Genomic DNA, 24,559 nt, shown 5'->3' with positions numbered 1-24,559 from the left:
CCCTTGAACCGCCGCCCCGGCGAGCGCACTTACGCCCCATGTTCATCCAGACCGAACCGACGCCGAACCCCAACGTCCTGAAATTCCTGCCGGGCCGCGACGTATCGAGTGATCCGCGCGACTTCGTGAACCGGGAAGAGGCCGCCGCCTCGCCCCTGGCCGAAGCCCTGTTCGAGCTCGACGGCGTGACCGGGGTCTTCTTCGGCTACGACTATGTCTCCGTGACCCGCGAGGCGCAGGGGCTGGAGTGGGCGCAGATGAAGGCGCCGATCCTGGCCGCCATCATGGATCACTTCGTTTCGGGCGCGCCCCTGCTGCGCGGCGGAGCCTTCTCCAGCGCCGATCCCGACGGCGAGGACACCGAGATCATCGCCGAGATCAAGCAGCTGCTGGACAGCCGCATCCGCCCGGCCGTGGCTCAGGACGGCGGCGACATCCTGTTCGACGCCTTCGACGAGGAGACCGGGGTCCTGTCCCTGCGCATGCGCGGCGCCTGCGCCGGCTGCCCCTCGTCCTCGGCCACGCTCAAGGCCGGGGTCGAGCAGATGATGAAGCACTATGTGCCCGAGGTGACCCGCGTCGAGCAGGTGATCTAGGCGGCTGTCAACGCGAGAGCCTTCGCTACCCTGAAGGCGACAAAACCGTTTTATTTCTCGTCACACGCGACACTCTCCGGCATTCTGATGCGATGCCCCGGTTTGAAAGCGACCATGACGCCCGACGTCTCGGCGAGGCCCTCGCGGCCCTGCGCCGCGCGCGCGGTCTGAGCCAGGCCGAGGCCGGTGCGCGCGTCGGCATCACCAGCCAGGGCTGGGGCCTGTACGAGGCGGGCAAGCGGCCGGGCCTGTTCCGCCCCGACGTCCAGCGCCGCCTCACCGCCGCCGTCGACTCCACCCCCGAGGCCTTGGCGCTCAATCTCGCCGCGGCGGCGTCTGACGACCCGGCGGCTTCAGGGGTCGAAAGCCGCGTCCGCGCCTTCGTGGACGCCGCCCCCGCCGAGACCCGCCGCCTTCAGCTGTCGAGCGACGACCTCGCCCCATGGGCCGCCTCGGGCGTGACTCTGGAGTATGCGCCGGGCCGCTGGCCACGCCGTGACCAGGGCTGTGTGATCGACATGGCCGACGGCCGCCGCCTGGTTCGCCTCTACGAGCGGGCCGAGGGAGAGATGCTGGTGGTGCGCGGCGGACCGGGCGGCCTGTCGGCGGAGGAGCGCATTCCGCGGGCCGACACCCGCGCCGTGTCCGCGGTGGTCGCGCGGCTGGACCAGTAATGAAACTTTTTGATTGCAACTTGGGCGTGTCGATGAAACTGTTCGGTATAGAACAGGAGACTCGCCATGGCCCGAACCGCCGCCCCGGATCATATCGACGCCTATGTGGGCGCGCGGATCGGCCTCAGGCGCTCGGCCCTGGGCCTGTCGCAGGCGGCGTTGGCCCAGCGCATCGGGGTCAGCTTCCAGCAGGTGCAGAAATACGAGACCGGGCTGAACCGGATCTCGGCGTCGCGGCTGCACCGGGTGGCGGTGGTGCTGCGCTCGCCGGTCGACGCCTTCTTCCCGCCGATCGACGGTCATCCGTCCGGCGAGATCGATGTGCTCCGCACCCTGAGCGCGACCGTCGATGGACGAACGGTCGCGAACGATTTTCCGCGCATCGCCGATCGGGCCGTGCGGCAGGCGGTGGCGCGCATCGTGGCGGCGCTGGCGCCCGCCTCCTGACCGGAGCGGCGGCGTGAGGGTCCTCGTCATCGATACGGCGTTGGGCCTGTGCACCGCCGGGGTGTTCGAGGTGGGCGACACGGTGCGGACGCTGGGCCTGCGTTCGGAGGTCATGCTCAAGGGTCATTCCGAACGGCTGGGCGGCCTGGCCCGCGATGCGGTCGCCGAGGCCGGCGGCTTCGACGTCGTCGACTGGATCGGCGTGACAGTGGGCCCGGGCTCCTTCACCGGCCTGCGCGTCGGCCTCGCCTTCGCGCAAGGACTGGGCGCGGCGTTGAACCGTCCTGTGGTCGGGGTCTCGACCCTTGATGCATTGGCGGCGTCCGCGTGCGCGCCCGACATCGCCGCCCTGATCGACGCCCGCCGGGGGCAGGTCTACGCTCGCATCTGGCGCGACGGCGTCGCGGAAGGCCCGCCCGAGGCCCTGTCGCTGGAACAGGCCGCCGAACGGGTAAGCGGCCTCGCCGCCGGCGCCGTCCTGGTCGGATCCGGCGCGGTCCTGATCGCCGACGCCGCGCCGGGCGCGGCCGTTCTCGACCTGGCCGGCCCCTCGCCCGAAGCCCTGGCCCGGTTGGCCGCCCGGCTCGATCCAGCGGCCGCGCCGCCAAAGCCGCTCTATCTGCGCGCGCCCGACGCCACCCCGCCCACCCGTCTGCCGGGCCAGCCGCGCGTCCAGACCCCCGCATGACCCGCGACCCGGACGCCCAGGCGGACCGGCTGGCGGCGCTCCACGCCACGGCCTTCGATGCGCCGTGGGACGCCGCCGCCTTCGCCGTCCTGCTGGAGCAGGCGGGCGTCTTCGCCGCCGAGACGGCGCAGGGTTTCATCCTCATGCGCGTGGTCGCCGACGAGGCCGAGATCCTGACCCTGGCGGTCCATCCCGAGGCGCGCGGGCGAGGGCAGGGGGCTCGACTGGTGGCCGAGGGCGTCGCCGCCGCCGGCGCGAGGGGCGCGGATCGGATCTTCCTGGAAGTGGCCGATGACAACGCTTCCGCGCGCGCCGTTTACGCCCGCGCGGGCTTCGTCGAGGCCGGCCGGCGCCCGGCCTATTATTCGCGCCCGGACGGTTCGCGCGCCGACGCCCTGCTTTTGTCGCTCAACTTGCCGGTTCGACTTCCCTAGGCCGCCGACGCCGCCTATTCTCGTCTCCCATGGACCGGATCGAAAAACTCTGCGCCGACCGCGGCATGCGAATGACCGAGCAACGCCGCGTGATCGCGCGGGTGCTCTCCGCCGCCGCCGACCACCCCGACGTCGAGGAGCTGTACCGCCGCGCCTCGGCCATCGATCCGCACATCTCGATCGCCACGGTCTACCGCACCGTGCGGCTGTTCGAGGAAGCGGGTGTCGTCGAGAAGCACGATTTCGGCGATGGTCGCAGCCGCTATGAAGAGGCCGGCGACGATCACCACGACCACCTGATCGACACCCGCTCGGGCGAGGTCATTGAATTCTTCGACGCCGAGATTGAGCGCCTGAAGACCGAGATCGCCGAACGCCTCGGCTTTAAGCTGATCGGCCACAAGCTGGAGCTCTACGGCACGCCCATCGAAGGCGCCGAGCCGTCGAACCGCGAAGGTCTGATCTTCACCCGCCACGCCCACCGCGACGAACCCGAAGCTTGATAAGGTCCGGCGCCGCGCGATCGACACGCGGCCCCGGAATCGTCCGCGCTCTGGTAGAGCGAAGGGCGGTAGCGCCCTAAATCGTCCGCGCTCAAGTAGCGCGAAGCGCGGTAGCGCCCTAAAATGCCTTCATGACTGAAACCCTCGTCCCGCCGTCGGGGAAGCAGGCCGCGCCCAAGCGCCTGTTCATCAAGACCTACGGCTGCCAGATGAACGTCTATGACTCCGAGCGCATGGCCGACGTGCTGCGCCCGCTCGGCTATGCGTCGACCGACACCGCCGAGGACGCCGACTTCGTCATCCTGAACACCTGCCACATCCGCGAGAAGGCCGCCGAGAAGGTCTATTCCGAGCTCGGCAAGATGCGCGAGCTGAAGGACGCCAAGGCCCAGGCCGGTCGCGGCGCCATGACCATCGCCGTCGCCGGCTGCGTCGCCCAGGCTGAGGGCGAGGAGATCATGAAGCGCCAGCCGGCGGTCGACCTCGTCGTCGGTCCGCAGGCCTATCACCAGCTGCCCGAACTGCTGACCCGCACCGCCCGGGCGCGCGGCGAACGCATCGGCGCCGACTTCGCCCCCGATGAGAAGTTCGACGCCCTCCCGGCCGAGCGCGGGGTCGAGGGCTTCACCGCCTTCCTGACCGTGCAGGAGGGCTGCGACAAATTCTGCACCTTCTGCGTCGTGCCCTACACCCGCGGCGCCGAATGGTCTCGCCCGGTGGCGGCGATCCTGGCCGAGGCGCGCGAGCTGGCGGCCAAGGGCGTGCGCGAGGTCACCCTGCTGGGCCAGAACGTCAACGCCTATGACGGCGAGGGCCTGGACGGAAAGCCGTCCACCCTGGCGCGGCTGGCCTGGCTGCTGGCCGAGATCCCCGGCCTGGACCGCATCCGCTATACGACCAGCCATCCCAACGACATGTCGGACGACCTGATCGAGGCGCACCGTCAGCTCGATGTCCTGATGCCGTGGCTCCATCTGCCGGTGCAGTCGGGCTCGGACCGCATACTGCGCCTGATGAACCGCAAGCACGGGCGTCAGAAATATTTCGACCTGATCGAACGCATCCGCGAGGCGCGGCCCGACATGGCCATGTCCGGCGACTTCATCGTCGGCTTCCCGGGCGAGAGCGATCGGGACTTCGAGGACACCATGGATCTGGTCCGTCGCGTGACCTACGCCTCGGCCTTCTCCTTCATGTACTCGCCCCGCCCCGGCACCCCCGCCTCGACCATGGCGGCCCAGGTCCCCGAGGCGGTGTCGCGTGAGCGGCTGCAGGCGCTGCAGGCCCTGCTGTTCGAACAGCAGACGGCCTTCAACGTCTCCCGCGTCGGCCTGACCATCCCGGTCCTGTTCGAGCGCCCGGGCAAGTTCGACGGCCACGTCACCGGCCGGTCGCCCTGGCTGCAGCCGGTCTATGTCGATGGCGTCGCGGATCAACTGATCGGCCAGATCGTTCCGGTGACGATCGAAACCGGCGGCCTGAAATCCCTTAGCGGCCGTCTGACGGAAACTCCCGTCGCTCAGGCAGCGAGGCTCCGCGAGCCGAGCGCTGGCGACCCCCAGAACGTCGCTCAAGCAGCGAGCGTCCGCGACGCGAGCGTTAGCGACCTAGAGAAAGCCCTTCATGGCGCGTGAGAGTGAGTTCCTGGCCCTGGACGACGTCGCCCTGCGCGCCGTCATCGGGCCGAACAGTCGCCACCTGGCCCTGATCGAGGACCGCTTCAAGGTCCTGGTCGAGACCCCCGGCGGGGGCGTCTCCATCAATGGTTCGGCCCGCGACCGGGCCCAGGCCAAGCGGGTCATCGAGGTCCTGGCCGACCGCGCCGACACCGGCGCCGAGATCACCGAGGCCGACGTGCGCACCGCCCTGGGCGCAGCGGTGGCCCAGCCGCGCGCCGGCCAGGGCTCCGTCGCCCCCGACGCCGCGGCCCTGCCGGTCGGCCGCCGCGGCGCCATCGCGCCCAAGACGGCCGCGCAGGCCCGGTATCTGGAACTGCTGTCACGCTGCGAGCTGAGCTTCGGGGTCGGACCGGCGGGCACCGGCAAGACCTTCCTCGCCGCCGCCTACGGCGCCTCCCTGCTGCGCCGGGGTCAGGTGGACCGGCTGGTCATCACCCGCCCGGCGGTCGAGGCGGGCGAGAAGCTGGGCTTCCTGCCGGGCGATCTGAACGAGAAGGTCGACCCCTATCTGGCCCCCATCTGGGAAGCGCTGAACGACATCCTCGGCGCCGACGACGTGCGCCGTCGCCGCGACAAGGGCGAGATCGAGGCCGCTCCCATCGCCTTCATGCGCGGCCGCACCCTGGCCCACGCCTTCATCATCGTGGACGAGGCGCAGAACCTGACCCGTCTGCAGATGAAGATGGTCCTGACCCGTCTGGGGGAGGGGGCCCGGATGGTGGTCACCGGCGATCCTTCGCAGATCGACCTGCTGAACCGCCGGGACTCGGGCCTGTCGCACGCCCTGCGCATCCTCGACGGGGTTCAGGGCGTGGGCGTGCTGAAGTTCGAGGCCCAGGACGTGGTGCGCCACGCCATGGTCGAGCGGATCGTGCGCGCCTACGACGCCGACGCGGCGGCCCCGCCGCCCGACCTGGAAGAGCCCCGCCGGTGATCGAGATCGAGATCGAGGACGACGCCTGGTCCGCCGCCCTGCCGGAGGTCGAGGCGGTGGTCGAGCGCGCGGCGAAGGCGGCGCTGGGTGTGATCCAGGGCGACGTGGTCGTCCTGCTGACCGACGACGAGAGCGTGCGCGAGATCAACGCCCGCTTCCGCGACCGCGACCGGCCGACCAACGTCCTCTCCTTCCCGGCGGCGGAAAGCGCCTTTCCCCATCTCGGCGACCTGACGCTGGCCTATGGCGTCTGTTCGCGAGAGGCCGTGGAACAGGGCAAGACCCTGTCCGACCATCTGTCGCACCTGACCGTCCATGGCGTCCTGCACCTGCTCGGCCGGGACCACGAGGAAGACGCCGAGGCCGAGGCGATGGAGGACGAGGAGCGATCCATCCTTGCCAGCCTGGGCGTGGCCGACCCATACACGGCGGATGACCATTCTCGCGGCGACGCCTGAAACCGACAGCCCGCGCGCGCGGCTGATCCTCCGCTTCGGCCGGATCGGCCTGGCGCTGGCCGCCGGCGCGGCGGCGGCCCTGGCCCATCCGCCCTTCGGCGTCCTGCCCGGCCTGCTCGGCTATGCGCTGCTGATGTTCCTCAGCGAGCGGTCGACGAGCGTGCGCGGCGGCTTCTGGATGGGCTGGCTGGCCGGTTTCGCCTATTTCTTCATCAGCTGCTGGTGGGTGGCCGAGGCCTTCCTGGTCAATCCGGCGCAGGCGTGGATGGCGCCCTTCGCTGCCTCGGCCCTGCCGGCCGGCCTGGGCCTGTTCTGGGGAACGGCGACGGCCCTGTACCGCCGCTTCCTGCCCTCCGGGATGAAGCGGGTCCTGTTCTTCGCCGCCCTGTTCTGCCTGCTGGAATGGCTGCGCGGCCATGTGCTGACCGGTTTCCCGTGGAATCCGGCGGGCGCCAGCTGGAAGGCCGGCTCGGCGGCCTCCCAGTTCGCCTCGATCGCCGGCGTCTATGGCCTCGGCTTCGTCACCGTCGCGGCCTCGGCGGCCTTCGGCCCCCTGCTCGGCGAGGGCGCGCGCAAGGCCCGCATCGTCACCGCCGCCCTCGGCGCCCTGGCCTTGGCGGTCCTGGTGATCTCGGGCGCGATGCGGCTGTCGTCGGCGCGGCTGGAGCTGACCCCGACCCTGGTCCGTATCGTCCAGGCCGACGTGCCGCAGGCGTCCAAATGGACCCCCGAGGCCTATCAGGGGATCGTCGACCGCTATGTGAACCTGACCGCCCGCCCCGGCGCGGCCACGCCCGACCTGATCATCTGGCCCGAGGGCGCCCTGCCGGCCACGGCCAATGAAGTCTTCGCCCAGGGCTCGCCGGACGCCGCCGCCATCGCCCGCGCGGTCCAGCCGGGCCAGAGCCTGATCATCGGCCTGGGCCGCGGCGTCGCCGATCCTTCGGTTCCTGAGGGCGGCCGCTACTTCAACAGCCTGTTCGTCCTCACCGATGAGGGCGGCGACGGCCTGCGCATCGCGACGGTCTACGACAAATACCGGCTGGTGCCGTTCGGCGAATTCCTGCCGGCGGGCGGACTGATGGGGGCGCTGGGCGTGCGCGCCCTGACCCATATGCCGCTGGACTTCAGCCCCGGCCCGCGTCCTGCGCCCGTCGATATTCCCGGCGCGCCCCGCGCCCAGCCGCTGATCTGTTACGAGAGCCTTTATCCCGGCTTCACCCCGGGATCGGCCGGGCGTCCAGGGTGGATCGTCAACATCTCCAACGACGCCTGGTTCGGCCGTACCTCCGGCCCGCTGCAGCACCTGAACCTGGCCAGCTATCGCGCCATCGAGACCGGGCTGCCGGTGGTCCGGGCGACGCCGACGGGAACCTCGGCGATGATCGATCCCTGGGGTCGGGTGGTCGATGGTCAGCGGCTGGACGCGGGCGAAAGCGGCGTCATCGACGCCCGCCTGCCGCAGCCCACCGGCGTCACCCTGTATGGCCGTATCGGAGACCTCCTGTTCTGGCTGGCGGTCGTGGCGGGCCTGCTTGTCGCGGCGCCGTGGCGCCGGGTGATTCGTTCCAAGACCGTTGTTCCGTAAGACGGATTCCCTTCTCGGTCGCTACCCGGATGACGGGATTCGCGCTGTGCGGGAAAGGGGGCGAATTCATGGCCAAGAAGCCTCTCCACACGCCCTGAATTGTGCATTTTTTGATGACAGAGGCCTGCGGGCGGCGCATTCAGGCTTAGCTGAATGGGCGACTTGAAGGGCGTGTCACGATGGCGAGAGGCAAGGGCGAGGATGGTCCTCATCCCGTGGACCGGCATGTTGGCCGGCGAGTCTGCGAGAAGAGGCTGGCCCTCGGCTATAATCAGAGCGATCTCGGTCGTGCCCTGGGTCTGACGTTCCAGCAGATCCAGAAGTACGAGAAGGGCGCCAACCGCATCTCCGCGTCGAAGCTCTGGGATATCGCCCGCTTCTTCAAGGTGGATATCGGCTACTTCTTCGAAGGTCTGACCGGCGCGCAGCTGGCGGGGATGGCCGAGGGCGAAACCGCCTTCGAGCACGACTTCCCGGCCACGCGCTACACCATCGAGATCAGCCGTCTGGCGCCGCAGCTGTCGACCCGGCAGCAGAAGCTGGCGCTCGAGCTGATCCGCGACATGGCCGACCGCAAGGAGACGGACGAGGACTAGAGCGAAATCGGTTGAGTTGGACCGTCGTCCAACCCGGCTCAGATTTCGCTCCAGTATGACTCCGGAGCCTGATTCACGGCATCAGCGGAATCGCGAAGCGATTCCACTTCAGCCGATCAGGCTCCAGGTCCTCGCCCCGTTCAGCCTTCCCGATTCTCCGATGACCGCCGCTGGCCGAAGGTCGGCGCGCGCGCCTTCTGCTCGGCCCAGTAGGCCGCGCCGTCGCGCGGCTTGAACATGGTCTTGGCAACGCCGTCGCGCGACACGACCGCGAAGGTGTTGGTCGAGGCCTGGTAAAGCAGCACGTCGCCGTTCGGCCGCTCCACCCGCTCGGCGTCCGCCGGCGGCCGGGTGGTGAAGGCCTGGACCCTGGCCAGATAGTCTTCCGCCGTCCGCGCCCCGAAGTCCGCCCCGTTGCGCTCGAACAGCCGCGCGATCTTGGCGTCCACGGTCTCCTGCCGATTGGCGGTCAGCGCCGGTTTCGCCTTCACGGGCGCCGCCTCCGCCGCCTCGACCGGACCGCCCGCCGCCGAGGTCAGCACGGCCTGCGCGCCTTCCGCCGCCCGGTCCCGCGTCTCGACCGCGGAGCCCCCGTCACCGCAGGCCGCCAGCCCCAGCAGGGCGGCGCCGACGGCCGCGATTGTCGCTGATTTTCTCATCACACCCTCCTACGTTGAACCCATCGGAAGAAAGCCTAACCATAGGTTAACAGTTCTTGCAATGTTCCGTTTTGTCGAACCGTCACTCGACTGGGGCGGATCGCGTCGCTAGATCAGCGGGATGACCACGACATCGCTGTACGGACGCAAAATCCTGCTGATCGTCGGCGGCGGCATCGCCGCCTACAAGGCGCTGGAACTTACGCGCCTGCTGAAGAAGTCCGGGGCGGAGGTGATGAGCCTGCTCACCGCCGCGGGCGCGGAGTTCGTCACCCCCATGTCGCTGGCGGCCCTGACCGGTCATCCGGTGCGCCAGGCCCTGTTCATGCCCGAGGACGAGACGGCCATGGGCCATATCGAACTCTCGCGCTGGGCCGATCTGGTGGTCGTGGCTCCGGCCACCGCGGGTCTGATCGCCAAGGCGGCCAATGGCCTGGCGGACGATCTGGCCTCCACCACGCTTCTGGCCACCGACAAGAAGGTGCTGCTGGCCCCGGCCATGAACGTGCGGATGTGGCTGCACCCGGCGGTGCAGGCCAATGTCGAACGGCTCAAGGGCTTCGACGGCTTCCACGGCGTCGCGGTGGTCGGCCCCGACGAGGGCGAAATGGCCTGCGGCGAGTTCGGTCCCGGCCGCATGGCGGAGCCGGCGGCCATCCTGTCGGCCATCCAGGGCCTGCTGGCCGGTCCCGACGGACGGCCTCTGAGGGGTCGTACGGCGGTGGTCACCGCCGGCCCCACCTTCGAGCCCATCGACCCCGTGCGCGGCCTGACCAACCGGTCCAGCGGCAAGCAGGGCTATGCGATCGCCCAGGCCCTGGCCGAGCTGGGCGCGACCGTGACCCTGATCTCCGGCCCCGTGGCGCTGGAGGCCCCGGTCGGGGTCGAGCGCGTCTGGGTCGAGGCCGCGACCGAGATGCAGGCCGCCGTCGAAGCGCGCCTGCCAGCCGACATCGCGGTGATGAGCGCGGCGGTCGCCGACTGGCGCGTCGACGGCGTCGCCTCGGGCAAGATCAAGAAGGCCCCGGGCGGCCCGCCCTCGCTGGCCCTGATCGAGAACCCCGACATCCTCGCCGGCGTCTCCAAGCCCGGCAAGGCGCGTCCGAAACTGGTCATCGGCTTCGCCGCCGAGACCTCGGACCTGGAGGCCAACGCCCGGGCCAAGCTGTCCCGCAAGGGCTGCGACTGGATCGTCGGCAACGACGTGTCCGACGACGTCTTCGGGGCCGACGGCAACGCCGTCACCCTGTTCACCAGGGACGGCGCCGCCGAAAGCTGGCCGCGCCAGTCCAAGACCGAGGTGGCGAGAAAGCTCGCCGCCCGCATCGCCGATCAGTTCAAGGCCTGAGAGAGACACCGCCCATGACGACCGTTCGCGTCGAACGCCTGCCGCACGCCCAGGGCCTGCCGCTTCCGGCCTATGAGACTGCCGGGTCGGCCGGCATGGACCTGCGCGCGGCGGTGCCCGAGGGCGAGCCGCTGACCCTGGCGCCGGGCGCTCGGGCGCTGGTGAAGACGGGCCTGAAGATCGCGCTGGAGCCCGGCTATGAAGCCCAGGTGCGCCCCCGATCGGGCCTGGCCCTCAAGCATGGGATCACCTGCCTGAACTCGCCCGGCACCGTCGACAGCGATTATCGCGGCGAGGTCGGGGTCATCCTGATCAACCACGGTCAGGAGCCCTTCGTGATCCAGCGCGGCGAACGCATCGCCCAGCTCGTTATCGCAAGGCATGAGCAGGCGACGATGATCGAGGTCGAAACGCTCGACGAGACGGCGCGCGGCGCGGGCGGTTTCGGCTCCACGGGCCGTTAAGCCTGGCGGGAGCGATTCCGCGAGACCGGCGTTAACCCTGCGAAGCGGTCAGGCTTGGCCGTATGCAGATGGAGACGACCGGTATGGAATCCCTGATCGATTCAATCACCGCATTCCTGTCGGCGCTGTTCGGCCTGGCCCAGGGCGGTTTCGACGGCGTCAATCAGGTCATGGGCCTGCTGATCGCGGTCATCGCCGCGCTGCTGATGCCGGCCTGGAACCGGTTGTGGGCCACGGCGCTCGGCGCGGCCTTCGTGCATATCCTGATCGGCGTGGTGCGCCCGGCGCTGGACGGTGGATCGCTGACCCTGCCGCCGCTGCTGACGCTCAGTTTCTGGATGACGGTGCTGGCCCTGTTCCTGGGCTATGCGATCGTCATCGCGGTGTTCTTCTTCATCAAGTCGCTGTTCACGGGCGGTCATGGTCGCCGGGCCCACGTGCACTGACCGCGCGGGTTAAAGCGCCATCAGCTGCAACCAGACGCGCAGGCCAAGGCAGATGGTGGCGAAGGCAGCCAGACCGTAGGCGGACAGTTCGAAGACCAGAGCTGTGCGCCCGCCTCGCGGAAGAAGCGCGGGCCGCCTGTTGAGGGTCACGAGAGCAAATAGTCCCAGCAGGACGACCGTCGCGATAGCGTATGCCCAGCCTGAGATTTCCACTTCACGTGTCCTGACGGTTCTGACTACGCCTGTCTGAAACCGAGCACGTCCTGCATGTCGTACAGCCCCGGCTTGCGGTTGCGCACCCAGGCGGCGGCCGCCACCGCCCCGCGCGCGAACAATGAGCGGTCGACGGCCGAGTGGCTGAGGGTCAGGACTTCGTCGTCCGAGGCGAACAGGACGGTGTGGTCGCCGATGATCCCGCCGGCGCGGATTGACGAGAAGCCGATCTTGCCGCTCTCGCGCGGTCCGGTGATGCCGTCCCAGGGCGCGGCGCGCACGGCGTCCAGGTCTTCATTGCGGCCGCTGGCGGCGGCTTCGCCCAGCATCAGGGCGGTGCCCGAGGGCGCGTCCACCTTGCGGCGGTGATGGGCCTCGGTGATCTCGATATCCCAGTCGCGCGCGTCCAGCCGCAGGGCGGCGTGTTCGACCAGTCCGATCAAGATGTTGACCCCCAGCGAGAAATTGCCGCTGCGCACGATGGCCACCGTCTCGGCGGCCTTGAGGATCTCGGCGTCCTGTTCGGGCGACAGGCCGGTCGAGCCGATCACCAGGGCCGGGCCGCCGCGCGCGGCGCAGGCCTGGGCCAGTTCCACCGAGGCGTCGGGGGTCGAGAAGTCGATGATCACGTCGCACAGCGACAGGTCGGGCGTTTCGCCCCGGTCGAAGCGGGCGGCGACCACCACGTCGTCACGGGCGTCCAGAACGGCCGAGACGGCCCGGCCCATCCGCCCTCGGGCGCCCGAAATACCGGCGTGGAAGATGGCGCTCAAATCAGACCCCCGAACGTTTCGGCCGCATACTGACGGCATTCTCTGCGACCGTCATCCTCGGGCTCGACCCGGGGATCAGGCATGGACGGCTCGGGCGACTACTGCGCCGTCTCGCCAAGGATGTCGGCCCAGAAGCGTTTGGCCTTGCCCGCGAAGGACGAGTTGCGCGGCGTTTGGGTCTCGCCCAGCGAAGCCGCCAGCTCTTCCAGAAGCTCCTTCTGACGCGGGGTCAGGTCGGTCGGGGTCTCCACGAACAGCTCGACCACCAGATCGCCGCGCTGGCGGCCGTTCAGGTGGGGCATGCCCTTGCCCTTGATGCGGACCGTCTTGCCGGTCTGCGAGCCGGCGGGAACGTCCACGGCGGCGCGGCAGCGGCCGTCGCAGGCGTCGGAGACCAGGCAGGGCGCATCGACCTCGCCGCCCAGGGCCGCGGTGGTCATCGGCACCGGCACCGTGACCAGCAGGTCTAGGTTATCGCGTTCGAACAGCTCGTGCGGGGTCACAGACAGGAAGACGTACAGGTCGCCGCGCGGACCGCCGCGCTGGCCGGCGTCGCCCTCGCCCGACAGGCGGATGCGCGAGCCGTCGTCGACCCCGGCCGGGACCTTCAGCTGCAGCTTGCGGTTCTTCCGCACCTGACCGTGCCCGTGGCAGGTGGTGCAGGGCTCGGCGATCATCTGGCCGTTGCCGCCGCAGCGGGGGCAGGTGCGCTCGACCTGGAAGAAGCCGTTGGCGGACCGGACACGGCCCGCGCCCTGGCAGGTGGAGCAGGTGGTCGGCTTGGTGCCCGCCTTGGCGCCCGAGCCCTCGCAGGTCTCGCAGGAGGCCGTGGTCGGCACCGCGATCTCGACGTCGGCGCCCTTGTAGGCCTGCTCCAGCGTGATCTCGAGGTCGTAGCGCAGGTCCGAGCCGCGGCGCGGTCCGCCCTGTCGTCCGCCGCCCTGTCGTCCGCCGAAGGCCTCGCCGAACGCGTCGCCGAAGACCTGGGAGAAGATGTCGTTGATGTCGTGGAAGCCCTGGCCGCCGCCGGCGCCGAAGGGATTGCCGCCGCCGCCGTTCACGCCCGCGTGGCCGAACCGGTCGTAGGCGGCGCGCTTCTGGTCGTCGGACAGGACGGTGTAGGCCTCGGAGATCTCCTTGAACATCGCCATGGAGTCTTCCGAACCGCCGTTGCGGTCAGGGTGATGCTGCATCGCCAGCTTGCGATACGCCGCCTTCAGACCGGGCGCGTCGATCGTCCGCTCGACCCCCAGAACCTCGTAATAGTCTCGCGCCATCCGGCGTTCGTCCTCTTACTCTCGCCCCCGCCCTGCACCTGTTCCCGGTGCTCGAGCGAAGCGGTGACCGGGCTGACATGGGCGCCCGATCCTGTGATGCAAGTTTGATGAAAGGAGCCCCCGCCTGCGGATGCAAGCGGGGGCCCGATTTATGCGCCCGGTGTGTCCTAGGCGCTCTTCTTGTCGTCGGAATCCGAGACTTCCTCGAACTCCGCGTCGACCACGCCGTCGTCGGCCGGCTTCTCAGCCTCGCCCTCTTCGGCGCTTGCGGCGTTCTGGGCCGCGTACATGGCCTCGCCCAGCTTCATCGAGGCCTGGGCCAGGGTGTTGGTCTTCTCGCGGATGGCTTCCGGATCGCTGCTGTCCTTGGCGGCCTTCAGGTCCGCCAGGGCGGTCTCGATGGCGGCCTTGCCGTCGGCGTCGATCTTGTCGCCGTGTTCCGACATCGCCTTCTCGGTCGAGTGGATCAGGCTGTCGGCGCCGTTGACGGCCTCGACCAGCTCCTTGCGGGCCTTGTCGGCCGCGGCGTTGGCTTCGGCTTCCTTGACCATCTTGTCGATGTCCGCGTCCGACAGGCCGCCGTTGGCCTGGATGCGGATCGACTGCTCCTTGTTGGTCGCCTTGTCCTTGGCGGTGACGTGCACGATGCCGTTGGCGTCGATGTCGAAGGCGACCTCGATCTGCGGCATGCCGCGCGGCGCCGGCGGAATGCCCATCAGGTCGAACTGACCCAGCACCTTGTTGTCGGCCGCCATCGGGCGCTCGCCCTGGAAGACCCGGATCGTCACGGCCGACTGGTTGTCGTCGGCGGTCGAGAAGGTCTGGCTCTTCTTGGTCGGGATCGTGGTGTTGCGTTCGATCAGCGGGGTGAAGACGCCGCCCAGGGTCTCGATGCCGAGGGTCAGCGGGGTCACGTCCAGCAGCAGCACGTCCTTGACGTCGCCCTGCAGCACGCCGGCCTGAACGGCCGCGCCCAGAGCCACGACTTCATCCGGGTTCACGCCCTTGTGCGGCTCCTTGCCGAAGAAGGCCTTCACGGCCTCCTGCACCTTGGGCATGCGGGTCATGCCGCCGACCAGCACCACTTCATCGATGTCCGAGGCCTTGAGGCCCGCGTCCTTCAGCGCCTTGGCGCAGGGCTCGATGGTGCGCTGGACCAGATCCTCGACGAGGGCCTCCAGCTTGGCGCGCGACAGCTTGATGTTCAGGTGCAGCGGGCCCGAGGCGTTCATGGTGATGAACGGCAGGTTGACCTCGTACTGGGTCGTGGAGCTCAGCTCCTTCTTGGCCTTTTCGGCCTCTTCCTTCAGGCGCTGCAGGGCCAGCTTGTCGGTCCGCAGGTCAACGCCCTGCTCCTTCTTGAACTCGTCGGCCAGATAGTCGACCAGGCGCAGGTCGAAGTCCTCGCCGCCCAGGAAGGTGTCGCCGTTGGTCGACTTCACCTCGAAGACGCCGTCGCCGATCTCCAGGATCGAGACGTCGAAGGTGCCGCCGCCGAGGTCATAGACGGCGATCTTCTGGCCATCGTTCTTGTCCAGGCCGTAGGCCAGGGCGGCCGCGGTCGGCTCGTTGATGATGCGCAGGACTTCCAGGCCGGCGATCTTGCCGGCGTCCTTGGTCGCCTGACGCTGGGCGTCGTTGAAATAGGCGGGAACGGTGATGACGGCCTGGGTGACGGTCTCGCCCAGGTAGGCCTCCGCGGCCTCCTTCATCTTGCCCAGGGTGTAGGCCGAGACCTGCTGGGGCGAATAATCCTTGCCATGGGCCTTCACCCAGGCGTCGCCGGTCGGGCCCTTGACGATCTCATAGGGCACCATGTCCTTGTCCTTCGCCACCACGGGATCCGTGAAGGAGCGGCCGATCAGGCGCTTGATGGCGAAGAAGGTGTTGGTCGGGTTGGTCACGGCCTGGCGCTTGGCGGGCTGGCCGACAAGGACCTCGCCGCTTTCCTGGATCGCCACGACGGACGGGGTCGTGCGGTTGCCTTCCGCGTTCTCGATGACCTTGGGGTTCTTGCCGTCCATGACGGCGACGCACGAATTGGTCGTACCCAGGTCGATGCCGATGATCTTGGCCATGCTTAGTCTTTCACTCCATCTCGGCGGGCGGTGCGGCGGCCTTTTAAAGCGAAGCGCCGCGCGTGACTGCCCCCGATTTCAGGGTTGGTTCGATTTGTACGGTTACGGGCGGAAAGCCCCACGCTTTGCGGGGTTTTCCAGGGACTGACGCCGATATGGGAAACACCCCCCCGCCTGCAAGGCCTTATGCAGATTCAGTCGTCAGGCCTCGTCAGGCGACAAGCGCGAAAAGAGGGTGCATTACGGTGTTATCGGAGAGCCGGGAGGCGGCTCGGGGAGGAAGACATGAAGAAGGCCATCAACATCATCGCCGGCGCCGCCCTGCTCGCGGCCGCTCTTGGAACGGTTTCGACCGCGACGGCCGGCGAACCGCGTCTCGGCGCCGAACCGGCGGCCACCATCCTGGTTCAGTCGCGCGACGGCCAGAACCGCCGGGTCCGCATCCATAACCAGACCGGCTGGACCATGACCCACTTCTTCGCCTCGGATTCGCGTGTCGATGACTGGGAAGAAGACATGCTGGGTTCGGGCGTGCTCGCCAACGGCGCCAGCATCACCATGAACATCGACGACGGCTCGGGCGCCTGCCTGTACGACTTCAAGGCCCGCTTCACCAACGGGCAGGAGCTGACGCGCATGCGCATCAACGTCTGCGAGATCGCGGACTATTATTACACCCGCTGATTTTTCAATCAGTTAGCTGACGGGCCGCCTCCCAGCTCACGCGGGGAGGCGGTTCGCGTTTCAGGCGGCGGCTTCGGCCGCCGCCGGCTGCAGGGGGCGCAGGTCCAGCAGGGCGAACAGGCGGGCGTCCTCGTCCTGCTCGGGGTTCGGCGTGGTCAGCAGCTTGCCGCCCACGAAGATGGAGTTGGCGCCGGCCAGGAAGCACAGGGCCTGCATTTCCGGGCTCATGGTCTCGCGGCCCGCTGACAGCCGCACCATGGCCTTGGGACAGACGATGCGGGCCACGGCGACGGTGCGGACGAATTCGATCGGATCGATCTCGCCCTCCTTCTTCACCCGGTCGCCCAGCGGGGTGCCGGTGACGGGCACCAGCGCATTGACCGGCAGGCTGTCGGGATGGACCGGCAGGGTCGCCAGGGCGTGCAGCAGACCCGCCCGGTCGCGCCGCGCCTCGCCCATGCCGACGATCCCGCCGCAGCAGGTCGACATGCCGGCGTCCCGCACATGCTCCAGGGTGTCCAGCCGGTCCTGGTAGGTCCGCGTGGTCACGACATCGGCATAGTAGTCCGGGCCGGTGTCGAGGTTGTGGTTATAATAATCCAGGCCCGCGGCCTTCAGCTGCCTGGCCTGATCGGCGGTCAGCATGCCCAGGGTCGCGCAGGTCTCCAGTCCCAGGGCCTTCACGCCCGAGATCATGGCCGCCAGTTTCGGGGTGTCGCGGTCCTTGAGCTCGCGCCAGGCCGCGCCCATGCAGAAGCGCGAGGCCCCGCCCGCCTTGGCCGCCATGGCCTCGGCCAGCACGGTGGAGGTCTCCATCAGCTTCTCGGCCTTCAGCCCGGTCTTGAAGCTGGCCGACTGCGAGCAGTAGCCGCAGTTTTCGGCGCAGCCGCCGGTCTTGATCGACAGCAGCTGGCTCTTCTGCACTTCCGACGGGTCGAACCAGGTCCGGTGCACCGTGGCGGCGTCATAGACCAGCTCCATGAACGGGCGGGCAAACAACGCCTCCACCTCTTCGAGCGTCCAGTCCTGGCGGGGGGCGGCGAGGTCACGGGTCATGGGACGGGTTCCTAACCCCGCCCGGGGCGCCCGCCAAGCTGGTTCAGTCCTCGCTGCGGTAGACCCGGCCGTCCCGCATGACGAAGTCCACATCGGTCAGGACGGTCACGTCGGTCAGGGGATCGCCGTCGACCGCGATCACATCGGCGCGCTTGCCCGGCTCCAGGGTCCCGACCTCGGCGGACAGGCCCAGCAGGTCGGCGGCGTTCACCGTCGCCGCCTCGATCGCCGTCATCGGCGTCATGCCGTTCTGCACCATCAGGGCGAATTCATCGGCGTTGCGGCCATGCTTGGACACCCCCGCGTCGGTTCCGAAGGCGATACGCACGCCCGCCGGGACGGCGCGCCGCAGCGACTGGCCGGTGATCTCGATGCGCCAGCGGATCTTCGGCAGGACCTCGGGCGGATAGGCGTTCGGATCCGCCGCCAGCCGCTCGATGTAGCCGTTCACGGTCGACAGGGTGGGCACATAGTAGGCGCCGCTTTCGCGGAACAGCCGGATCGTCTCGTCGTTGAAGATCGTGCCGTGCTCGATGGAGTCCGCGCCGAGGCGCAGCGCCATATTGATCCCGTCGGCGCCGTGGGCGTGGACCGCGACCTTCAGGCCGTACAGGTGGGCCGTCTCGATCAGGGCGCGCGCCTCGTCATCGAACATCTGCGCCCCGACGCCGACGCCGATGCGGCTGTTCACGCCGCCGGTGGTGGCGATCTTGATCACGTCGGCGCCGCGACCGACCTGGATGCGCACCGCCTCGCGGCAGCTTTCGACACCGTTGCAGACGTTCTCGTGGGGGACGACCTCCCGGAAGTCGTCGTTGAAGCCCAGCCGCCCGTCCATATGGCCCGAGGTGGTCGAGATGCTGTTCCCCGCATCCACTATACGGGGCCCCGGGAGCCGGTGGGCCGCCGTCTCGTCCGCCAGCGCCAGCGTCACCCCGCCCTCGTCCCCGAGGTTCCGCACCGTGGTGAAGCCGGCCATCAGGGTCTTCTCGGCGTTCTCCGCCGCCCGGTAGGCATGGACGGGGAGGTTCTCGGTCACGCCGGAGAGGAAGCCCGCCTGGCCGCCGAGGTCCGACACCAGGTGCACATGGCTGTCGATCAGGCCCGGCAGGACGAAGCGCCCGCGCTGGTCGATGACGACGGCGCCGGGGAAGGCCGAGGCGTCGACGAAGCCGTCGCGGATCTCGACGATCCGCCCGTCACGAACCACCAGGGTCGAGGGGCCGCGCGGCGCCCGGCCGGGCCGGTCCAGCAGGCGGCCCGCCTGGATCAGCGTCACCGGGCCTTCTGCCGCCGGAGCCGCCTCCTGCGCCCATGTCGCTCCGGCGACCAGCGCCGACGCCGCCACACCCAGAGCGCTCGCAGCCAGACGGTTCATGCCCGATCCCCCAATGAACAGGCGGGCACTAGAGCCCAGATCGGCGGCCTTCGCCAGCGACGCCCGTCAACGGCCCCGGCGTCCAAACACATAAGGATATCTTTATGGGTTTCTTGCCGGATCGGCGGCTTCGGGCTATAGGCCCGCGCGAACATCCGACCGGAACAGACCCCATGACCGACTATATCGTCCGCGACATCTCGCTTGCCGACTACGGCAACAAGGAAATCGCCATCGCCGAGACCGAGATGCCCGGCCTGATGGCGCTGCGCTCCGAGTTCGGCAAGGACAAGCCGCTGAAGGGCGCCCGCATCGCCGGCAGCCTGCACATGACCATCCAGACCGCCGTGCTGATCCAGACGCTGGAAGCGCTGGGCGCCGAGGTCCGCTGGGCCTCGTGCAACATCTTCTCGACCCAGGACCACGCCGCGGCCGCCATCGCCGCCTCGGGCACCCCGGTCTTCGCCACCAAGGGCGAGACCCTGGTCGAGTACTGGGACTACGCCCACAAGATCTTCGAATGGGCCGACGGCGGCTATCCGAACCTGATCCTGGACGACGGCGGCGACGCCACCCTGCTGTGCGTGCTCGGCCCCAAGGCCGAGAAGGACATCTCGGTCCTGTCGAACCCGCAGAATGAGGAAGAAGAAGCCCTCTTCTCGGTCATGAAGCGCTACATCGCCGAGAAGCCCGGCTTCTACTCGGCCATCCGCGACGCCATCGGCGGCGTGTCGGAGGAAACCACCACCGGCGTCCACCGCCTGTATCAGATGGCCGAGAAGGGCGAGCTGCCGTTCCCCGCCATCAACGTCAATGACAGCGTCACCAAGTCCAAGTTCGACAACCTGTACGGCTGCCGTGAATCCCTGGTCGACGCCATCCGCCGCGGCACCGACGTCATGCTGTCGGGCAAGGTCGCCGTGGTCTGCGGCTACGGCGACGTGGGCAAGGGCTCGGCCGCCTCGCTGCGCCAGGGCGGCGCCCGCGTGAAGGTCACCGAGGTCGACCCGATCTGCGCCCTGCAGGCCGCCATGGAAGGCTATGAGGTCGTGACCCTGGAAGACGCGGCCGCCGACGCCGACATCTTCGTCACCGCCACCGGCAACAAGGACGTCATCACCGTCGAGAACATGCGGGCGATGAAGAACAACGCCATCGTCTGCAACATCGGCCACTTCGACAGCGAAATTCAGGTCGCTGGCCTGAAGAACTTCAAGTGGGACGAGATCAAGCCGCAGGTCCACCACATCGAGTTCCCGGACGGCAAGAAGATCATCCTGCTGTCGGAAGGCCGCCTGGTGAACCTGGGCAACGCCACCGGCCACCCCTCGTTCGTGATGTCGGCGTCCTTCACCAACCAGACCCTGGCCCAGATCGAACTGTGGACCAACGCGGCCAAGTACGAGAACAAGGTCTACACCCTGCCCAAGCACCTGGACGAGAAGGTCGCCTTCCTCCACCTGGCCAAGCTGGGCGCCAAGCTGACCACCCTGAAGACCGAGCAGGCCGACTACATCGGCGTGCCGCAGCAGGGTCCGTTCAAGCCGGACCACTACCGCTATTGATGCGAAGGCGGCCTGGCCGGCGGATCAGCCGGCCAGCCGCAGAGGCGGGGCCTCGTTGCGCTCCAGCCTGAAGCCGGCGACCTGCCGGCTCAGGGTCTGGGCTTCCTGCGCCAGCTGACGCGCCGCCGCGGTCGCCTGTTCGGTCATGGCGGCGTTCTGCTGGGTGATGTCGTCCATCTCGCCCATCGTCCGGCGCACGCGGGCCAGGCCGTCGGCCTGTTCGCGCGCCGCCTCGGCGATGCCGCCGGCCAGGGCGTCGATCGACAGGACCCGCGAGCGAATCCGCTCCAGCGCCTCGCCGGTCCGGGCGGTCAGTTCGACGCCGCGCGCCACCTGGGCCGAGGAGGTGGCGATCAGCTGCCGGATTTCCCCCGACGCCGCCGACGAGCGCTGGGCCAGGGCCCGGACCTCGGACGCCACGACCGCGAAACCGCGTCCGGCCTCGCCAGCGCGCGCGGCCTCGACCCCGGCGTTCAGGGCCAGCAGGTTGGTCTGGAAGGCGATCTCGTCGATCAGGCTGGTGAAGCGGCCGATCTCGCCCGAGGATTCCGCGATGGCGTGAATGGCGGCCACGGTCTGGCCGGCGACGTCGCCGCCTTCCTCGATATCGGCCCGGGCCGAGACCAGGGCCTGGGCGGTCTGCCGCGCGCCGTCGGCGGTGCTGGCCACGGCCAGGGCGATGGCGTCCGCTTCGGCGACGGTCCGTTCCAGGCTGGCGGCCTGCCGCTCGGTGCGGACCGCCAGGTCCTCGGCCGCGCTGGCCAGTTCGCCGGCGCCCGCGTCCAGGCTGCCGACGCTGTCGGCCATCGACCCGACGGCGGCCCGCAGGGCGCTGGTGGCGGCCTGGAAGTCGGTGTGCAGCGCCTGGTATTCCTCGGGGAAGGCCCCGCCCAGCGACACCGACAGGTCGTTCTCGGCCAGGGCGTGCAGGGCGTCGCCCAGGCGGCGCACCACCAGCGACTGGCGCGCCTCCGCCGCCGCCTGCACCGCCTGAGCCTGATCCCGCTCGACCTGCAGGATTTCGAGATAGATCGAGATGGCCAGATCCATGTCCAGCATCACCCGGCGGGTCAGCTCGCCGACCGCCTCGGCGGTGATCCGGTCGTGGGCCTTGCGGCTGGCCCAGCGCGCCCGGGGCCGGGAGACGATGGCCTGGGTCAGATGGGCCAGGAGGGTGCTGTAGCCGCCGATGTACCAGCGAGGCTCCAGGCCGATGCGCGCGTGCACCTGGCCGATGGCGCGGACCGAGCGCGCATAGTCGGCGTCCGCCCGTCCGTCGATCAGGGCGTCCCAGTGACGCTGCTGCGCCAGGCTGGCCGCGCCGATGTGGGCTTCGTCGCGGAAGAAGGCGCGGGTCTCCGGAAAGGCGCGGACGCGGTCGTAGAAGGCGCCCAGGGCCTGAGGAACCGCCTCGCGCAAGATCGGACCCATCGCCCGGTACCCCGGCGACGGCTCGCCCAGGTTCATGAAGGTCATGCGCCGCTGGATGTCCTCGTTCGCCATGACGGCGCCTCTCCTTCTCGCCTGTTGATGAGCGGGAAGTCCCTGTGCCTCGTGAGGGTATTAGGGTCTTAAGGCCAGGCTACGCAGTGTTCCCTAGCGGGGCCGTTCAGGCGGCCAGGATGCGCTGGCCCAGGTCCTGGTTGCGGTCGGCCAGGCCGGTCTCGAAGTCCATGAAGACATCGATCAGTTCGTCCACGCCGATGGGCGCGGCGCCGGGGCTGAAGCGGAAGCGCCAGAAGCTGACCACGTGCTGGATCGCGCCCAGCTGCTCGCCCAGCCGGGTGAACAGGCGCGGGGCCTGCAGCAAGAAGTCGCGGAAGGCGCCGGGACGCGAATCCTGCGTCAGGGCCGCATAGGCGTCGTCATAGATGCGCAGGGTCCGCGCGGCGTCGTCGCAGACCGCGACGATCCGGTCGCGCAGCACCTGACGGCCCCGGTCCAGATACTCGCGCGAACTGCGGTCGACCTTGCCGAGAGGCTTCACCGTCGCGACCGCCTCGGCCACATGGGTCACGTCCGCCATCAGGCTGGTCAGCACCCATTTGTAGTAGAGGAAGCCCTTCCAGCAGAAGATGCCCTCCTGATACTCCTCCGGCTTCAGGTGCAGGGTCTGACGCAAGGCCTCCATGCGGTCGCCGGGATCGTTGGACAGGATCTTGCCGGCCAGGCGGCGGGTCGATCCCACCGCCTCGACGTCCGCGCCGAAGCTCAGGGTCACAAGCGGCCGGATCTCAGCCTCGACGAACTGCGCCATCCGCGTCAGGTCGCCGTCGCTGATCGAGAAATAGCAGGGGGCCGGCTCGATCCCCTCGCGGCGCAGCTGTTCGCGCAGCAGGAAGGGGTCCAGCGAGGGCAGGGCGTCCATCAGGCGCAGCGTGCGCAGGTCGGCGTGTTCGGCCTCCAGGCCGAAGGCCTCCTGCATCATCCGTTCGAAACTGCGCTGGTCGACGAAGACGAAGCGGCCGCCCGTCTTCAGGTCATCGGCGTCGATCGGGATGACCACCTTGGTCGCCACCTGGCGGCGCAGGTGGAAGGCGTCCAGCTCGTCGCGGCGCAGGCGGTGCTTGATGATCAGGGCGCTGTTCAGCGCCGGGGTGCGGAAGATCGGCCGGGTCCGCCACTCCAGCTCGTGGCCGTGTTCATTGGCCACCTTCAGCAGGTTCAGCACGCGGGCCGTCGACGCGGAACGGCGCAGGTGGGCCAGATTTCGGATCGCGCGGTCAGTCATGGGCCCCCCAGGCAAGCGAACGTTGGAACACGAATAGATGACCAACGGCTTAGCCGAGGTGGTGCGACCGTGCGGTGCTGGCCTCGGCGAGGCGTCGGGCCTAGAAAGCGTCCATGACCGTCTTCGACATCCTCATTCTCACCGCCGTCGTCGCCGTGGCCGTGACGCTCGCCCTGGGCCTGCGCCAGCTCTACAAGGACGGCCCCGAGGCCCGCTCGCGCTCGAACAAGCTGATGCGGCTGCGCGTCCTGCTGCAGGCCGTGGCCGTGGTGCTGCTGGTCGCGGGCATGTGGTGGAAATCCACGCACGGGGCCTGACGCCCATGGTGGTCCTGAACAAGATCTACACAAAGACCGGCGACGGCGGGCAGACGCGGCTGGCGTCGGGCGCGACCGTGTCCAAGAGCGACCGCCGGGTCGAGGCCTATGGCGCGGTGGACGAGCTGAATTCCGTGATCGGCGTGGCCCGCCTCCACTCGGGCCAGAACGACCGCATCGACGCCATGCTGGGCCGCATCCAGAACGAGCTGTTCGACCTCGGCGCCGACCTGGCCACCCCGCTGGAGCCGCCGCCCAAGTGGGAGGCCCTGCGCATCCTCGACAGTCAGGTCGAGCGGCTGGAGCAGGAAATCGACTGGATGAACGAAAGCCTCAAGGCGCTGGACAGCTTCATCCTGCCCGGCGGCGCGCCCCTGTCGGCGCACCTGCACCTGGCCCGCACCGTGGCGCGCCGGGCCGAGCGCGAGGCCGTTCGTCTGGTCGAGAGCGGCGAGGCGGTGACGCCGGCGGCCGTGCGCTATCTGAACCGCCTGTCCGACCACCTGTTCGTCGCGGCCCGCCGGTCCAACGCCAACGGCGCGGGCGACATCAAGTGGAAGCCGGGCGCGACGCGCTGAGGCTAGTTGCCGCGCGCGGCGGCCAGGGCGACCCGTTGACGCTCGGCGTCGGCGTCGCGGGCGGCCTGCTGGGCGACCAGCTGGTCCTCGATGGCCACCAGTTCGCGGTTCTTGCGGTCCGAGGCCTGGGCCCGGGTCTCGCCGGGCAGGCGGCCGGTGATCCCTTCGATCTCCGCAATCGACATCGGGCGGGCGCAGACGCGCTGGTCGGGGTCCCACCATCCGCCGTCGGTCACGCAGCGCTCGCCCGGCGCCTTGACCAGCGCCTGCCAGGCGAAGGTCGCGCCCAGCAGCACGGCGAAGGTGCACAGAAACAGCACGCTGAGCCGCTTCATGGTCAGGAGACGGTGCATGTGAGGCGTTCCGTGATCTGGCGTGTTGACGCCGCGTTACGT

Annotated in this window: 27 protein-coding genes; 18 read left to right on the top strand and 9 right to left on the bottom strand. The window is 69.1% G+C overall.

Annotated elements, in window-relative coordinates; all coding sequences use genetic code 11:
• Positions 1–38: 38 nt before the first annotated feature.
• The 11 genes from AC07NB_RS07810 to AC07NB_RS07760 all read left to right on the top strand — a co-directional run bounded on the left by AC07NB_RS07810 (position 39) and on the right by AC07NB_RS07760 (position 8,597).
• Positions 39–596 (top strand): NifU family protein, encoded by a 558-nt coding sequence (locus tag AC07NB_RS07810; protein ID WP_291840093.1) that lies wholly within the window; start codon positions 39–41, stop codon positions 594–596.
• 92 nt (positions 597–688) lie between these two features.
• A complete protein-coding gene (locus tag AC07NB_RS07805) occupies positions 689–1,270 on the top strand; it encodes a helix-turn-helix transcriptional regulator (protein WP_494570524.1) in 582 nt (193 codons plus the stop codon).
• Between the two features lie 66 nt (positions 1,271–1,336).
• On the top strand, positions 1,337–1,717 hold the full coding sequence (locus AC07NB_RS07800; protein WP_291840097.1) for a helix-turn-helix domain-containing protein: 381 nt from the start codon (positions 1,337–1,339) through the stop codon (positions 1,715–1,717).
• Positions 1,718–1,730: 13 nt separating this feature from the next.
• On the top strand, positions 1,731–2,405 hold the full coding sequence (gene tsaB / locus AC07NB_RS07795; protein WP_494570525.1) for a tRNA (adenosine(37)-N6)-threonylcarbamoyltransferase complex dimerization subunit type 1 TsaB: 675 nt from the start codon (positions 1,731–1,733) through the stop codon (positions 2,403–2,405).
• Positions 2,402–2,839 carry a GNAT family N-acetyltransferase gene (locus AC07NB_RS07790; protein ID WP_494570526.1) on the top strand — a complete coding sequence of 146 codons (438 nt, stop codon included), beginning with the start codon at positions 2,402–2,404 and terminating at the stop codon, positions 2,837–2,839. The genes tsaB and AC07NB_RS07790 overlap by 4 nt, the downstream gene beginning before the upstream one ends.
• A gap of 71 nt (positions 2,840–2,910) precedes the next feature.
• On the top strand, positions 2,911–3,342 hold the full coding sequence (locus AC07NB_RS07785) for a Fur family transcriptional regulator (protein WP_492311948.1): 432 nt from the start codon (positions 2,911–2,913) through the stop codon (positions 3,340–3,342).
• 131 nt (positions 3,343–3,473) lie between these two features.
• Positions 3,474–4,976 (top strand): tRNA (N6-isopentenyl adenosine(37)-C2)-methylthiotransferase MiaB, encoded by a 1,503-nt coding sequence (miaB, locus tag AC07NB_RS07780; RefSeq protein WP_492311949.1) that lies wholly within the window; start codon positions 3,474–3,476, stop codon positions 4,974–4,976.
• A complete protein-coding gene (locus tag AC07NB_RS07775; protein ID WP_492311950.1) occupies positions 4,966–5,955 on the top strand; it encodes a PhoH family protein in 990 nt (329 codons plus the stop codon). Before miaB ends, AC07NB_RS07775 begins: the two co-directional genes overlap by 11 nt.
• Positions 5,952–6,413, top strand: coding sequence for an rRNA maturation RNase YbeY (gene ybeY, locus AC07NB_RS07770; RefSeq protein WP_494570527.1), 462 nt, complete (start codon positions 5,952–5,954; stop codon positions 6,411–6,413). Before AC07NB_RS07775 ends, ybeY begins: the two co-directional genes overlap by 4 nt.
• Positions 6,388–8,001: an apolipoprotein N-acyltransferase gene (gene lnt / locus AC07NB_RS07765; protein ID WP_494570528.1), complete on the top strand. Its 1,614-nt coding sequence runs from the start codon at positions 6,388–6,390 to the stop codon at positions 7,999–8,001. Before ybeY ends, lnt begins: the two co-directional genes overlap by 26 nt.
• A 215-nt stretch (positions 8,002–8,216) precedes the next feature.
• Positions 8,217–8,597, top strand: a complete 381-nt coding sequence (locus AC07NB_RS07760) for a helix-turn-helix domain-containing protein (RefSeq protein WP_492311953.1) — start codon at positions 8,217–8,219, stop codon at positions 8,595–8,597.
• A gap of 140 nt (positions 8,598–8,737) precedes the next feature.
• Here the strand turns inward: AC07NB_RS07760 and AC07NB_RS07755 are convergent, their stop codons facing one another.
• On the bottom strand, positions 8,738–9,256 hold the full coding sequence (locus AC07NB_RS07755) for an S-type pyocin family protein (RefSeq protein WP_291832965.1): 519 nt from the start codon (positions 9,254–9,256) through the stop codon (positions 8,738–8,740).
• A gap of 121 nt (positions 9,257–9,377) precedes the next feature.
• Between AC07NB_RS07755 and coaBC the strand changes: the two genes are divergently transcribed.
• The 3 genes from coaBC (at position 9,378) to AC07NB_RS07740 (ending at position 11,514) form a co-directional block, all read left to right on the top strand.
• Positions 9,378–10,604 (top strand): bifunctional phosphopantothenoylcysteine decarboxylase/phosphopantothenate--cysteine ligase CoaBC, encoded by a 1,227-nt coding sequence (coaBC, locus tag AC07NB_RS07750; RefSeq protein WP_494570529.1) that lies wholly within the window; start codon positions 9,378–9,380, stop codon positions 10,602–10,604.
• 14 nt (positions 10,605–10,618) lie between these two features.
• Positions 10,619–11,068 (top strand): dUTP diphosphatase, encoded by a 450-nt coding sequence (dut, locus tag AC07NB_RS07745; protein ID WP_494570530.1) that lies wholly within the window; start codon positions 10,619–10,621, stop codon positions 11,066–11,068.
• An 83-nt stretch (positions 11,069–11,151) separates the two neighbouring features.
• Positions 11,152–11,514 carry a hypothetical protein gene (locus AC07NB_RS07740; RefSeq protein ID WP_494570531.1) on the top strand — a complete coding sequence of 121 codons (363 nt, stop codon included), beginning with the start codon at positions 11,152–11,154 and terminating at the stop codon, positions 11,512–11,514.
• A 236-nt stretch (positions 11,515–11,750) separates the two neighbouring features.
• On the opposite strand, the gene dapB is transcribed toward AC07NB_RS07740, so the two are convergent.
• The 3 genes from dapB to dnaK all read right to left on the bottom strand — a co-directional run bounded on the left by dapB (position 11,751) and on the right by dnaK (position 15,855).
• On the bottom strand, positions 11,751–12,500 hold the full coding sequence (gene dapB / locus AC07NB_RS07735; RefSeq protein ID WP_291832955.1) for a 4-hydroxy-tetrahydrodipicolinate reductase: 750 nt from the start codon (positions 12,498–12,500) through the stop codon (positions 11,751–11,753).
• Positions 12,501–12,598: 98 nt separating this feature from the next.
• Entirely contained in the window at positions 12,599–13,777 is a 1,179-nt protein-coding gene (dnaJ, locus tag AC07NB_RS07730) for a molecular chaperone DnaJ (protein WP_492311957.1), read from the bottom strand.
• A 167-nt stretch (positions 13,778–13,944) separates the two neighbouring features.
• Positions 13,945–15,855 (bottom strand): molecular chaperone DnaK, encoded by a 1,911-nt coding sequence (gene dnaK, locus AC07NB_RS07725; protein ID WP_494570532.1) that lies wholly within the window; start codon positions 15,853–15,855, stop codon positions 13,945–13,947.
• A 285-nt stretch (positions 15,856–16,140) separates the two neighbouring features.
• On the opposite strand from dnaK, the gene AC07NB_RS07720 reads away from it, so the two are divergent.
• Positions 16,141–16,539 carry a hypothetical protein gene (locus AC07NB_RS07720; protein WP_291832945.1) on the top strand — a complete coding sequence of 133 codons (399 nt, stop codon included), beginning with the start codon at positions 16,141–16,143 and terminating at the stop codon, positions 16,537–16,539.
• Between the two features lie 60 nt (positions 16,540–16,599).
• Here AC07NB_RS07720 and bioB read toward each other — a convergent pair whose 3' ends face one another.
• Together bioB and AC07NB_RS07710 are read right to left on the bottom strand one after the other, a co-directional pair.
• Entirely contained in the window at positions 16,600–17,595 is a 996-nt protein-coding gene (gene bioB / locus AC07NB_RS07715) for a biotin synthase BioB (protein WP_291832942.1), read from the bottom strand.
• Between the two features lie 43 nt (positions 17,596–17,638).
• The gene (locus AC07NB_RS07710) at positions 17,639–18,973 is read right to left on the bottom strand and encodes a metal-dependent hydrolase family protein (RefSeq protein ID WP_494570533.1); all 1,335 of its coding nucleotides are present in this window, start codon (positions 18,971–18,973) and stop codon (positions 17,639–17,641) included.
• A gap of 173 nt (positions 18,974–19,146) precedes the next feature.
• On the opposite strand from AC07NB_RS07710, the gene ahcY reads away from it, so the two are divergent.
• Entirely contained in the window at positions 19,147–20,538 is a 1,392-nt protein-coding gene (ahcY, locus tag AC07NB_RS07705; RefSeq protein ID WP_291832937.1) for an adenosylhomocysteinase, read from the top strand.
• 24 nt (positions 20,539–20,562) lie between these two features.
• Here the strand turns inward: ahcY and AC07NB_RS07700 are convergent, their stop codons facing one another.
• Together AC07NB_RS07700 and AC07NB_RS07695 are read right to left on the bottom strand one after the other, a co-directional pair.
• A complete protein-coding gene (locus tag AC07NB_RS07700; RefSeq protein ID WP_291832935.1) occupies positions 20,563–22,041 on the bottom strand; it encodes a globin-coupled sensor protein in 1,479 nt (492 codons plus the stop codon).
• A gap of 106 nt (positions 22,042–22,147) precedes the next feature.
• A complete protein-coding gene (locus AC07NB_RS07695; RefSeq protein WP_494570534.1) occupies positions 22,148–23,269 on the bottom strand; it encodes a hypothetical protein in 1,122 nt (373 codons plus the stop codon).
• 113 nt (positions 23,270–23,382) lie between these two features.
• On the opposite strand from AC07NB_RS07695, the gene AC07NB_RS07690 reads away from it, so the two are divergent.
• Positions 23,383–23,586 carry a twin transmembrane helix small protein gene (locus AC07NB_RS07690; RefSeq protein ID WP_291832929.1) on the top strand — a complete coding sequence of 68 codons (204 nt, stop codon included), beginning with the start codon at positions 23,383–23,385 and terminating at the stop codon, positions 23,584–23,586.
• 5 nt (positions 23,587–23,591) lie between these two features.
• Positions 23,592–24,164: a cob(I)yrinic acid a,c-diamide adenosyltransferase gene (locus AC07NB_RS07685; RefSeq protein WP_494570647.1), complete on the top strand. Its 573-nt coding sequence runs from the start codon at positions 23,592–23,594 to the stop codon at positions 24,162–24,164.
• Between the two features lie 2 nt (positions 24,165–24,166).
• Here the strand turns inward: AC07NB_RS07685 and AC07NB_RS07680 are convergent, their stop codons facing one another.
• Positions 24,167–24,517, bottom strand: coding sequence for a hypothetical protein (locus tag AC07NB_RS07680; protein ID WP_291832927.1), 351 nt, complete (start codon positions 24,515–24,517; stop codon positions 24,167–24,169).
• Positions 24,518–24,559: the final 42 nt, after the last annotated feature.

Source organism: Brevundimonas sp. GW821-FHT09G01, assembly GCF_059416065.1.
This window is presented reverse-complemented; position numbering and strand designations above follow the sequence as displayed.